Here is an 11,637-nt window from a genome sequence, read left to right on the forward strand (position 1 = left end):
ACTGTTTGCCCTTCACATACACCTGAGCGCTCCATCGTGCTATGTAAAAAACGGGTTATGACTGCTTCAGCGCGTAGATGCCCGGCAGGTGGCGCAGGTAGCCGTGGTAGTCCATGCCGCAGCCGTAGATGTAGCGGTCTTCCACTTCGCAGCCGACGAAATCCGGCGCGTAGCCCGCCACTTTGCGGTCGTGTTTTTTGTTGAGCAGTACTGCGCTACGCAGGCTTTGCGGGTTCTGCGCCTTGAGTTCTTCGATGATGGCCTTGATGGTGACGCCTTCGTCGTAGATGTCGTCAATGAGCAGGATGTGTTCGCCCGCAACTGCCGCGGTTGGCCGCATTTTCCAGACGAGGTCGTTACTCGCCGTGTTGTCGCGGTAGCGGGTGGCGTGCAGGTAGTCCATGCGGTGAAAGAAGGAGAGGCGCGTCAGCAATTGTCCGGCGGGGATGAGGCCGCCGTTCATGACGACGAGGATGAGCGGGTTCAAGCCCGCGTAGTGCAGGTTGAGTTGCGCGGCGAGGTGGTCGTAGGCGGCGTTGATGCGACCGCTGTCAATCAGGCATTCGCTGTTGCGCAGTACGGTTTCGAGGTCGGAGTTGGTGAGGTTTTGCATGGTTAGTAGCTCAGGGTTTTGTTGTTGGAGTTCATGATTTCGCCGACGATGTAGCCGCCGCTGACGACTTCGCTGACTTCGGCGATGAGGTTGTCGCCCCAGCGCTGCACGACGTATTTGCTCGCCTTGATGACGACGCCGCTCTGGTAGGCTTCTTTGATGAGGTCGTAGAGGGTTTCGCCCGCCTTGCGCCCGGTTTCGGTTTTGTCGGCGACGCCACGGATGGCGAGTTCGCCCGCGCGCCCGGCGAGGATGATTTCGGCGTGGTAATCCATCGAGGCGGCGATGGTCGCGTGATAGACGGGTTCGAGGATTTCCGCGCTGTTCTGCGGGTCGCTGTTGAGGATGATGACGACGAGTTTTTCGGCCATGTTTGCTCCGGGTGGGCGCGCATTATAGGAGTTGCGCCGCGTGGGTTCGCAGTTTTTCCTGCGCCGCGTGGTAGGCGGGCTCCAGCGTGGCGGCGTCAAACGGCTGGTCGCGCAGGGCGGCAAGACGGCGCGCGCTGGCATCCGCATCGCGGTGGAAGTAACGGCGGGTCAGCGCCTGGTGGATGGCGGTGAAATCGTTGCACATCAGGGTCACGTCCGCCCCGGCGTCCAGCGCCGCCTGGATGCGTTTTGCCGGGTCGGTGATATCAAGCGCGCCCGCCATGTCGAGGTCGTCGCTAATGATTGCGCCATCAAAGCCCAGCGCGCGCAGTTCGGCGAGATGCACCGGCGAGAAGCTGGCGGGACGGTGGTCGGTCTGCGGGAAGACGATATGCGCCGGCATCAGCGCTTCGATGCCGCTTTCAATCTGGCGGATGAAGGGATAACGGTCAGGTTCGCGTTCGTCCGCATCGCGCGGGTCTTGCGGCAGGGTGTGGTGCGAGTCGCCGACGACACGGCCATGTCCGGGGTAGTGTTTGCCAACGGCAATCATGCCAACCGTGCGCAGGCCGCGCCGCAGCGCATCGGCAAGGAGTACCACCACGGTGGGATTGGCGTGAAAGGCGCGGTCGCCGATAACGCCGGAAGCGGGGTCTTGCAAATCCAGCACCGGGGTGAAGCTGAAATCAATGTCAAACTGGCGCAGTTGATAAGCGATAACGACGCCTGCCGCTTCCGCCAGTTCGCAGGCGAGCAGCGGGCGGCGGTCAAAACAGCGGCCAAACGCGCCCATCGCCGGGATGGCGGTGAAGCCGTCGCGGAAACGCTGCACTCGCCCACCTTCGTGATCAACGCAAATGAGCGCGTCCGGGCGTTGCGCGCGGATGGTGGCGCAGAGCCGTTTCAGTTGCGCCGGGCTGCTGTAATTGCGGCTGAAGAGGATGACGCCCGCACAAAAGGGGCGGTGCAGCAGCGCCGCTTCCTGCGCCAGCAACATCGTTCCCTCAATGCCAATGATGACTGCACTCATGCAAGCTCCAGAAAAAACGCAATTTTAACACGCCACCACGCGGACAATGACCGCGCTTTCTGCCGCAAATGCGGCAGCTTCGCTGCGTGCGGTGAAAAAATCTCGCGCCAAGTCTTGACTCACAAAGGGTTTGCCTGTTTAATGCGCTTCCTTTCCACGGCCAAGTAGCTCAGTTGGTAGAGCAGCGGATTGAAAATCCGCGTGTCGGTGGTTCGATTCCGCCCTTGGCCACCATCCCTTTTCATTTTAAGTATTCATTGAGGTCCGGCTATGTCCCGCATCTGCCAGGTGACCGGTAAAAAGCCGATGGTCGGTAATACCGTTTCCCACGCAAACAACAAAAACAAGCGTCGTTTTCTCCCGAATATTCAGGAACACCGCTTTTGGGTCGAGAGCGAAAAGCGCTTCGTCAAACTGAAAGTTTCCACGCACGGTATGCGCATTATTGACAAACGTGGCATTGATGCCGTTCTGGCAGAAATCCGCGCCCGTGGCGAAAAAATTTAAGGAGTGAGTCATGGCCAAGAAAACCGCACGCGACAAAATCCGTTTGGTGTCTTCCGAAGGAACAGGACACTTCTACACCACGACCAAAAACAAGCGCAATATGCCGGAAAAAATGGAAATCAAAAAATTTGATCCGGTTGCCCGCAAACACGTTATCTACAAAGAAGCCAAAATCAAATAATTCTGGCGCTTTGCATCAAAACCCGCCTTCGCGGGTTTTTTTATATCTGCTGCATCATGGAAACGATACTCTCCGCCCAACACCTTGCCTTCCGCCGTGGCCGACAAACTATCCTGCGCGACGCCTCGCTTGAACTGCGCGCGCGGGAGGTCGTCGCGCTGATTGGCGGCAATGGCGCGGGCAAAACGACCCTGCTGGAAATCTTGACCGGCGCGCTGTCGCCTGATCGCGGCACGGTGCGCTATCACGCCAAACTGCCGCGTTTCTGGCTGGGTTATCTGCCGGACAAGGCGCCACTCTATCCACAATGGCGGGTATGCGAATTTTTGCAAACCTGCGCACAAATGCGCGGCGTGCGCGATGTCAAAGCGGCGATGGACGACGTCATCGCCCGCTGTCATTTGCAGGCGGTGGCGCACAAACGCTGCGGTGAGCTGTCGCATGGCTATCGGCAGCGCGTCGGTTTGGCGCAGGCACTGATTCACCGCCCGCCGCTGTTGGTGCTGGATGAGCCAACCAACGGCCTCGACAGCGACCAACGCGCCGCACTGCGCCCGCTGTTGGCGGGGCTGGGCGAAAGCGGTTGCGTATTGATGACCAGCCATAACTGGGATGAAGTGCTGACGGTGGCGCAGCGCGTCTATCGCTTGCATGACGGCGTGTTGCAGGAAATCGTTATCCCGCGCGTGGATACGCCACATTTGTGGGTGGCTTACGATACCGTCATGCAGGCGCAGGCGTTTGCGGCGGAAGCGGTTGCGCAGGATGACCGTTTCCTCGCCTTTGCCCATGATGGAAGTGCCGCATCGCGTCAGTCGCTCTGGCAGCGACTGGTCGCGCAACCCGGCGTCAGCGCTTTCTATGACGCCTATCCTGACGTCGCTTTTCAGGAAAAATTATCTGCCGCAGCGTGTCAGTCGGAGGAGGTCAAGGATGTGGCGTAGCCTATTGCGCAAGGAATGTCGCCTGCTGGCAACCCCGGCCTTTTTTGTCGCCCTGACCGCTGCGTGGTTCGCACTCGGCTGGTTTCTCGTCAGCGGGTTGCTGGAATATCAGGCGATTGCGCCAAAGCTGGCGGGATTGGAAAATCGCCGTGGCGCGACCGAAACCCTGCTTGGCAGCGCCACGCAATTGCTGCAATGGCTGATGATCCTCTGCTCCATCTATTTCGGCGCGCGCAGCCTCGCCAGCGAACGCCTTTGGCATACCGACGTGCTGCTGCGCGGGGTGCGCGGTGGCGCATGGCGCTTGCTGCTCAGCAAAACCGTCGTCCTCTTTGCCGCGCTGGCGCTGCCCGCATTGCCGTTTTGGCTGTTTGTCGTCTGGATGGCGCGCAGTAGCGTCTGGGATGGCGGGTTGTTGCAGGCATTGGCGCTAGCGCAATTATTCATTGCAGGCTATGCGACGCTGCTGGCGCAGACGGTTTCCGCTTCGCAAAAGCAACCCTTGCCCGCCTCGCTCCTGTTAGCCCTGCTTTGGTTGATGCTTTGGCTGCTGCCGGTATTGACCACCACCCCGCCGTGGCTGGTGGAAATGCTGCGCTGGTTCTCGCCGTTTGAGCACCTCGCACTGCTCTATCGCGGCATCGCCAGTATGCAGACGCTGGTTTTTGCGGTGATGCACCTGCTGTTGTTCGCAACCCTTATCCCCCTGTTTTGGAACCGGAATACCTGATGATGTCTTTCCTTTTTGATTACGGACTGTTTCTCGCCAAGGCGCTGACCGTAGCGCTTTGCATCCTGCTGGTCATTGCCGCCGCTGCAGCGGGCAAACGCCGTCATGGCGATGATGATGACAAGATGGTCATCCGCTCGCTCAACGAACATTACGAACAACAGCGCGAGCGCCTCAACGCGGAACTGCTCGACAAGAAAACGCTGAAAGCGCAACACAAGGCGCAGAAAAAAGCGGCAAAACACGAGGGTGAACACCACAAGCCGCGCATCTTTGTGCTTGATTTTGATGGCGACATTGAAGCCTCGGCGGTTGAACAACTGCGTGAACAGATTAGCGCGGTCATCCAGGTGGCGGGGACGGAAGACCGCGTCCTGCTGCGGCTGGAAAGTGGCGGCGGACTGGTACACGCCTACGGCCTTGCCGCCTCGCAACTGGCACGGCTGCGCGAACGGCAAATCCCGCTGGTGATCGTGGTCGATAAAGTCGCCGCCAGCGGTGGTTACATGATGGCGTGTCTTGCCAACGAACTCATCGCCGCACCGTTTGCCATTCTCGGTTCGGTCGGCGTCATCGGCGCGATGCCCAATTTCAACGAACTGCTGCAACAATACCGCATCCGCTACGAAGAACACACGGCAGGCGAACATAAGCGCAGTTTGACACTTTTTGGCGAAAATACCGACGCAGACCGTCAGCAATTCCGCCACGAACTTGCCGTAACCCACGACCTCTTCAAAAACCACATCCGCCGCTACCGTCCGCAGCTGGACATTGACGTCATCGCCACCGGTGAAACGTGGTATGGTGTGCAGGCAGTGGAAAACCGGCTAATTGACGCCGTCGGCACCAGCGACGATTACATTTTGGCCCATTTGCAGAGTCACCAACTGGTGCAGTTGGAAGAACACGTACCGGAACGCTGGCTCGACAAAATCAAACACCGCATTCTCGGCAAAATCCAGGCGCGACCGCTGAAAGCCCGCATCCGCTGAAACACGCCACCGTATTGAAAACATGAGGAAACTATTGATGAACATCCAAGAACTTGAACCCCGCGCGGTCTGGCAATATTTCCACCAAATCACGCAAGTTCCGCGCCCCTCGGCACAGGAAGAAAAAATCCAGCAATACATCCTCGACGAAGCCGCCCGCCTGGGGTTGCCCGCCGAACGGGATGCGGGCGGCAACATCCGCGTGCGCAAGACGGCAACCGCCGGACGCGAAAACGAACCCGGCGTCATCCTGCAAGCGCACCTCGACATGGTCGCGCAAAAAAACCGCGATACCGTGCATGACTTCAGCAAAGACCCGATCCGTACCGTCATTGATGGAGACTGGGTGCGCGCCGACGGTACCACGCTCGGCGCCGATAACGGCATCGGCGTCGCCATGGTGCTTGCCATCCTTGCCGACAAAAACCTCAGCCATCCGCCGCTGGAAGCGCTGTTCACCGCCAGCGAAGAAATCGGCCTGCTCGGTGCTTCCGCCGTCCAGCCCAACTGGCTGAACGGCAGCGTCCTGCTCAACCTCGACTTTGAAGATGAAGGCGAACTCTGCATCGGCTGCGCCGGGGCGACGAACGCCGACTACACTGTGCCGCTGCAATACGAACCCCTACAAGGACAAGGCTACCAACTGCACGTCGGCGGCCTCAAGGGCGGACACTCCGGCGTGGAAATCCACCTGCAACGCGGCAACGCCATCAAAATCCTCGCCCGCGTCCTGCAAGCGCTGCATGACGACCCGAACAACGCGCTCAAAATCATTGGTCTGCAAGCAGGCGACCTCAGTAACGCCATCCCGCGCGAAGCCGACGCCGCCGTCGCCCTGAACGACAGCCAGCTTGCCGCCGTACAACAGCGCCTGCACGAACTCACCGCCGAAATCCGTGCCGAACTGCCCGCCGAAGACCAGGGACTGCACATCAGCCTCGAACCGGGTGCGCCCTTCAGCCACATCCTCAGCGCACAAAGCGCGCGCCAGGTCATAGGCCTCCTGCGCAACCTGCACAACGGCGTGGACCGCATGAGCGTGGACATCCCCGACCTGGTCGAAACCTCAAACAACCTCGCTGCCGTCAAAACCGACGACAAGGCGCTCTACATCCTCTGCATGCTGCGCTCCTCCGTGGATAGCGCCCGCGCCGAACTGGTTGCCCGTCTCGAAGCGCTCTTCACCCTGGTCGGCGGCAGTTGGCAATATAGCGGCGCCTACTCCGGCTGGAAACCGCAGCCGCACTCCGAACTGGTGGAAAAACTGGTCGCGCTCGGCACCAAAATCTACGGCAAGGCGCCCTCCGTCAAGGCCATCCACGCCGGACTCGAATGCGGCATGCTTTTCACCAACTACCCGCACTGGCAAATGGCATCTTTCGGGCCGCACATCGTCTCACCGCACTCCCCGGACGAAAAAGTAAACATCGCCAGCGTTGGCCGCTGCTACCAATGGCTGACGGATTACCTGCAGAACAAATAACAGCTAAATAAAAATTCATTTTTAAGCAATATTAAGGCGCTGTTGGAATATCAGAATACAACAGCGCCTTAATTGCTGATGGTGACGGTACAAATAAATATTTCGTCAAAGAAAAATTGTTATGTTATAAATGCTTTTAAGAAAATAATCATTGTAAACATAGTGTTACCTTTTGGCACCATTCTTGCTTAGATGTATAAATACAGCTTTCCCACTGCACAACTGTGCGCACTGTAAACATGGAGAACATGATGAAAACACATAAAAAAACAGGAATATCGTTCCGACCGCTCTTTCTGACCACCGTGGTTGGTTTCGCTTGCCAGCATCTCGCAATGGCACAGGGCGCGCCGACCCCGCCGGCCACACCGGCTCCGACAGGTCCAACAGTTAAAACCTCTCCTTTTCTTCCGCGTCCGCCGCAGCTCTATAACGAAGCGACCAAAACCAAAGGCGGCGTTCCTCCGAATGTCATGATGCTCATTGATGACTCGGGCAGTATGCAAGCTGCAATTAGTGGTTGGACGGGTATGGCGAGGAATTGGGCGACACAATGGCATTGTCATTATAATTTGAATAATAGCATTCACTGGACATCAAACCCTAGATGTTATCTTGTGTTTTATATTCCCAGGCAATATGGTAAAGGAGATATTGTTTTTGGGAGAGGTTCGCTTGAAAACTATACTTTTGGTGAAACCACGCGAATGGATGTGGTCATAGACGGCATACATTTGCTCATGAATAAACATGGAAGCAAGATTAATTGGAGTATCTATTCTCTTTGGGGTTCAGAAGAGCGTTGGTGGAGCCATCCTTATGGAGTTGGGCCGGGGAACGAAATTTATCCTACTCGCCATGTTCGAGGCTTTGGGTTTAAAACAACAAAAATCCCATCACCGAGAGGATTTTCAAATAATACAGCGGAGCAGCGTAAATATGTTAATTCACTTTCTCCCCTGATAGATACGCCAACTACAGATCGCTATATCCGTGCGGTGCGTAAAGTACGAGATGAAATTAAATACCGTTGTCAGAAGAGTTATGTTGTTTTGCTGTCAGACGGTGATGCCAACGTAGATGAAATTCCGGGTACAGCTGATGAACGTGTGTATGATAATGCGACAGGATTCTATGCTTGGGAAACTGCACTTTACGGAAGGTTTGAAAATTCAGGGAATACTGATGCTAATCGCGCTAATTTTTATTTTAATTATCCACCAGAAGGAGGCCGGAATGGATATCGTGCTTATGGTGCCTTTGAAAATGAGCCTTGGATGGGGCCTTACTCAGGCATTGCATTGTTTAGTCATCGTTTAGCAGCAGATTCAACAGATTTGAGAACAAGCGGAACAGATGCAGAAGGCGGTAGTTGGGATGACCCCAAATATAAAAACCAACGGATTTATACTTATACAATAGGTTTTGGTAGTGAATTGTCTGGCAGGGGAAAAATGTATCTGAGAGATGGTGCAGCCTGTCCTTCAGGGCAAACCTGCAGCTACATGGTCACAACGGCTGAAGAATTAAATAATGCTTTTGATTCGATTTTTGCAAATATTACAAACGAAGAAGGGGTACTGTCCAAAAATACCCGCTCAACGTCTACACCCTCTGTGTCGGGCAGTTCTATTGCAACTATTGCAGCCAGCACTTCTATCAATACGGAAAACTGGAGCAGTATGATGCTGTTTAACTGGTTTGACTCGGAAGGTAAAAAGATTAAGGCAGGGGATCCCATCCCAGCAGAATATGATAACCGCACGATATTGGTAAATAATGGTGAGCCAGGCGGTATATACAATTTTTCTGAATCTGATGCATTACATAAAGGCGATTTTGGTCTGACTTCCGACCAAGAATATAAAGAAGCTTTTGCGCCTTGGCTCATGCGAAATCCAGGTAAGACAGACGCGCAAATAAAAACAGCAGCAGATGCTATTACACCACGCTTGGTTCAAACTTATCGCGTACGAACCCCGGGAGCTACAGATAAGCAGCGTCAAATGGGAGATGTATTGGGAAGCCCGGTCATTGCATTGGGCAAGGATAGTTTGGGCAAGCAAAAGTATGTTATTACGGCTGCTAATGATGGGATGACCTATATTTTTGAATCAACCAATTCTTCAAGCGAAAACACGTCGCCTTATAATCTTGCCTTAAATTACCTACCTGCAGGAATGCAGCGCGAAAGTAAGGACGATACGCTGACGGTTGGCAAGGCAATTCCTGCAACGGCAGAAGCAGATTACGGCAAAAATGATGATACTAATCCGCACCTTTATCTAAATAATGGAGGTATAGCGTGGGTTGAAACGCCGGATACTGCGGGGCTTCAGCGTCAATACGTCCTTTTGGGTAACATGGGACAAGGGGGGCGAGGTGCGTATGCGCTATCTGTAGCAGGTAACAAACGCGATGGTTCTGGACCAGCGGGAATGGATGCAGGGCGCTCAAACTGGCTCAGCGAAGTCCCCCTTTGGGAAACACAGAAGGGTACAGGAAACGGGCTGGGTTATACCGTTGGCAAAGCGACATTGACGCAGGTGGCTACCAATTGGGAGAACAACAAGCCTAAAATTGAGTCGGGGGTTCGTCTGTACGCTTTCCTTGCCAATGGTTACCAGCCGGGAACATATGATGATGCCGGTATTTTTACAGCCAATACTAATGTGACTGCTTATGATGCGACTCCTACCCTGTATGTTTATGACATGATGGGACAGGAATTTGGTACGTCTGCGACAACAGGAACAGTAAAGACAGGTGATAGTGCAGGAACATTGGTTACTAAAATTCCGACTGTTGGTGCGAATGGACCAGGAGCATTAGCCAGCCCCACCTTGGTAGATGTTGACTATAATGGTGTCATTGATGTGGCCTATGCGGGCGATCAGTTCGGTAACTTGTATCGTTTTGACCTTCGTGGTCCAGTGAGTACTTGGAAGGCACACATGATTTACAAAGGTCAACCGACACAGCCTATAACTTCTGCCCCTGCGGTATATCGTAAAAATGAAAACGAATATATCATTGTTTTTGGTACAGGTTCTGATCTCTTCAAACATGATCAACGTAGTCAAAACCAACAGATGATAATGGGCATATACGACAGTCTGAGTGAGCGTAATCCCAGTACACTATCTTATAATTCTGGATCAATATTGGAACAGTCTTATGATCATAACGCTACGGATAAACGCTATATAACCGATGCTGGTTTTAATCCAACCAGTCATAAAGCATGGCGGATTATGTTGAATGAAGGTCAAACGGGCGGGGAAACAATTGTAGCTGCTGAGAAAGTAGTTTCAAGCCCCCAAATGTTGTTGAGTACGGCATTTGTATCAACGAGAGTGTATGAGGTTACTGAAAAGAACCAGCAACTGCCCAGTGGCGTGGATCCCAAAAAAACCTGCTATGATACTGAGACAAGCATCAAAACAGAGGGGCATAGCTGGTCAATGGCAATAAATGTGCTTACGGGAGCAGGGCCAGATCTTGCTAACGGTGCCTATTATTATCAGCCAAATAGTAATGAACCAGATCCACAGGCAGGACATAATGAAGGGATACTTACTTCTGCAATGAATATCATAGATACAGCGAATTCTGCACCTACATTATGGGCAAATGGAGCTAACGGTAATGCAGGTGATGGTTTGTTGACTGACCTTGGAAATCCAAAAAGCTCCGAGCAGCGTAACGACTGTTTGGCAAAAACAGCAAAGATGGCAAACGTCATTACTAAGGCAGCTAAAGGGGCAGAGAGAAACCCCGGAACACCAGCCGATCCTAATGATCCAGGTGCAGGTAATGTTGATGCTCAATCTGTAGGTGGGAAACTCTGTGGTGATCCATCCCTCTTCCGCGCAAACGAACGGGAAATTCAGTTATAAATCAGGAGGTCTATATGCAGATAAAAAGGAGAGTTTTGGTGGGTGCATGGCGCACCCACCAGAAAGGAATGACATTATTGGAAATAGTAGTGTCCATGCTAATTGTTGCCCTAGGGCTGGCAATGAGTGTATCTATGATTCAGTCTGCAAACCGTTTTGGTGATACAGCAGAATATACCGCCTTTGCCCTGCAGAAGAGTCAATTGATCATTGATACAATGCGAGCCAATGCGCTAGCTAAGGAAACTTATGTGGTTAACGGGATAAGTGCAAACCCAAATAATGGAGACTACAAAGGTGTATATGACAGTTTGAATTCTATATATGATGCTGCCAATAAAGATGCAGCCTTATCCAGGTTAGTAGATAATTTACGGTGTAAAAATTCTGCTTGTACCTTGGCGGAAGAAAATGCTAAGGCAGATGTTTATGCATGGGCAGATGAAATTGTGAGTACATTGCCGGGCGGCAGAGCACTGCTAAGAAAAAATAATGATAATTATGAAGTAATTATTATGTGGAAACACGTTTCTGCTACAGACAATGGAAGCGATGCCCCTGTGCAGGGAACACAAGTTTGGTTTGCATTATGAAGGTGTTGGAAGGATGAACGTGAAATCTCTATATAAACAACGGGGATTGTCCCTTATAGAATTATTGATAGCCATGGGATTGGGTGTGTTACTTTTGATGGGCCTGATAACCGTATTTGGCACAGCAAACCAGTCTTCTAAGCGTCGTTCCACTTCGGAAAATCTTGATGAAGTTCGTCGACAGGTTGTGAGTAGATTGGAATACGATCTCCATAATGCGGGTTATCTTGATCCTTTTTCAAGTGCAGCAGCAGCGCAATCTACTTTTGATACGGAAGATCCACAAGTTTT

The 11,637-nt window shown here is 53.1% G+C and carries 12 protein-coding genes and 1 tRNA gene; 10 read left to right on the top strand and 3 right to left on the bottom strand.

The window, feature by feature from the left end; translation table 11 throughout:
* Positions 1-55: 55 nt before the first annotated feature.
* The 3 genes from Q0349_RS12520 to nagZ are packed head-to-tail and all read right to left on the bottom strand — an operon-like array spanning position 56 to position 2,014.
* On the bottom strand, positions 56-613 hold the full coding sequence (locus Q0349_RS12520; protein WP_298081354.1) for a hypoxanthine-guanine phosphoribosyltransferase: 558 nt from the start codon (positions 611-613) through the stop codon (positions 56-58).
* Between the two features lie 2 nt (positions 614-615).
* Complete coding sequence (locus tag Q0349_RS12525) at positions 616-984, bottom strand: peroxiredoxin (protein ID WP_298081355.1); 369 nt, start codon at positions 982-984, stop codon at positions 616-618.
* A gap of 22 nt (positions 985-1,006) precedes the next feature.
* A complete protein-coding gene (gene nagZ, locus Q0349_RS12530; RefSeq protein ID WP_298081356.1) occupies positions 1,007-2,014 on the bottom strand; it encodes a beta-N-acetylhexosaminidase in 1,008 nt (335 codons plus the stop codon).
* Between the two features lie 158 nt (positions 2,015-2,172).
* Between nagZ and Q0349_RS12535 the strand changes: the two genes are divergently transcribed.
* The 10 genes from Q0349_RS12535 to Q0349_RS12580 all read left to right on the top strand — a co-directional run.
* A tRNA-Phe gene (locus tag Q0349_RS12535) sits at positions 2,173-2,248 on the top strand.
* A 36-nt stretch (positions 2,249-2,284) separates the two neighbouring features.
* Positions 2,285-2,521, top strand: a complete 237-nt coding sequence (gene rpmB, locus Q0349_RS12540; protein ID WP_298081357.1) for a 50S ribosomal protein L28 — start codon at positions 2,285-2,287, stop codon at positions 2,519-2,521.
* 10 nt (positions 2,522-2,531) lie between these two features.
* On the top strand, positions 2,532-2,702 hold the full coding sequence (gene rpmG / locus Q0349_RS12545) for a 50S ribosomal protein L33 (RefSeq protein WP_004138878.1): 171 nt from the start codon (positions 2,532-2,534) through the stop codon (positions 2,700-2,702).
* A gap of 56 nt (positions 2,703-2,758) precedes the next feature.
* Positions 2,759-3,646 (top strand): ABC transporter ATP-binding protein, encoded by an 888-nt coding sequence (locus tag Q0349_RS12550; RefSeq protein ID WP_298081358.1) that lies wholly within the window; start codon positions 2,759-2,761, stop codon positions 3,644-3,646.
* Positions 3,636-4,376, top strand: coding sequence for a hypothetical protein (locus tag Q0349_RS12555; RefSeq protein WP_298081359.1), 741 nt, complete (start codon positions 3,636-3,638; stop codon positions 4,374-4,376). Before Q0349_RS12550 ends, Q0349_RS12555 begins: the two co-directional genes overlap by 11 nt.
* Positions 4,376-5,371 carry a protease SohB gene (gene sohB, locus Q0349_RS12560; RefSeq protein ID WP_298081360.1) on the top strand — a complete coding sequence of 332 codons (996 nt, stop codon included), beginning with the start codon at positions 4,376-4,378 and terminating at the stop codon, positions 5,369-5,371. Before Q0349_RS12555 ends, sohB begins: the two co-directional genes overlap by 1 nt.
* A 37-nt stretch (positions 5,372-5,408) precedes the next feature.
* Entirely contained in the window at positions 5,409-6,854 is a 1,446-nt protein-coding gene (locus tag Q0349_RS12565; RefSeq protein WP_298081361.1) for an aminoacyl-histidine dipeptidase, read from the top strand.
* Between the two features lie 248 nt (positions 6,855-7,102).
* Positions 7,103-10,753, top strand: coding sequence for a PilC/PilY family type IV pilus protein (locus Q0349_RS12570; RefSeq protein WP_298081362.1), 3,651 nt, complete (start codon positions 7,103-7,105; stop codon positions 10,751-10,753).
* A gap of 14 nt (positions 10,754-10,767) precedes the next feature.
* Positions 10,768-11,346 carry a prepilin-type N-terminal cleavage/methylation domain-containing protein gene (locus tag Q0349_RS12575; RefSeq protein WP_298081363.1) on the top strand — a complete coding sequence of 193 codons (579 nt, stop codon included), beginning with the start codon at positions 10,768-10,770 and terminating at the stop codon, positions 11,344-11,346.
* 13 nt (positions 11,347-11,359) lie between these two features.
* Positions 11,360-11,637: prepilin-type N-terminal cleavage/methylation domain-containing protein (locus Q0349_RS12580; protein WP_298081364.1), on the top strand; the 278-nt coding region annotated here is incomplete at its 3' end.

It is taken from the genome of uncultured Cardiobacterium sp. (genome assembly GCF_938028185.1).
GTDB lineage: Bacteria > Pseudomonadota > Gammaproteobacteria > Cardiobacteriales > Cardiobacteriaceae > Cardiobacterium.

What these genes read in the sequence shown, in the direction of transcription:
- nagZ (WP_298081356.1), bottom strand. Translation starts at nt 2,014, where the DNA reads ATGAGTGCAGTCATCATTGGCATTGAGGGAACGATGTTGCTGGCGCAG.
- Q0349_RS12520 (WP_298081354.1), bottom strand. Translation starts at nt 613, where the DNA reads ATGCAAAACCTCACCAACTCCGACCTCGAAACCGTACTGCGCAACAGC.
- Q0349_RS12525 (WP_298081355.1), bottom strand. Translation starts at nt 984, where the DNA reads ATGGCCGAAAAACTCGTCGTCATCATCCTCAACAGCGACCCGCAGAAC.
- Q0349_RS12565 (WP_298081361.1), top strand. Translation starts at nt 5,409, where the DNA reads ATGAACATCCAAGAACTTGAACCCCGCGCGGTCTGGCAATATTTCCAC.
- Q0349_RS12555 (WP_298081359.1), top strand. Translation starts at nt 3,636, where the DNA reads ATGTGGCGTAGCCTATTGCGCAAGGAATGTCGCCTGCTGGCAACCCCG.
- Q0349_RS12570 (WP_298081362.1), top strand. Translation starts at nt 7,103, where the DNA reads ATGATGAAAACACATAAAAAAACAGGAATATCGTTCCGACCGCTCTTT.
- rpmG (WP_004138878.1), top strand. Translation starts at nt 2,532, where the DNA reads ATGGCCAAGAAAACCGCACGCGACAAAATCCGTTTGGTGTCTTCCGAA.
- rpmB (WP_298081357.1), top strand. Translation starts at nt 2,285, where the DNA reads ATGTCCCGCATCTGCCAGGTGACCGGTAAAAAGCCGATGGTCGGTAAT.
- Q0349_RS12575 (WP_298081363.1), top strand. Translation starts at nt 10,768, where the DNA reads ATGCAGATAAAAAGGAGAGTTTTGGTGGGTGCATGGCGCACCCACCAG.
- sohB (WP_298081360.1), top strand. Translation starts at nt 4,376, where the DNA reads ATGATGTCTTTCCTTTTTGATTACGGACTGTTTCTCGCCAAGGCGCTG.
- Q0349_RS12550 (WP_298081358.1), top strand. Translation starts at nt 2,759, where the DNA reads ATGGAAACGATACTCTCCGCCCAACACCTTGCCTTCCGCCGTGGCCGA.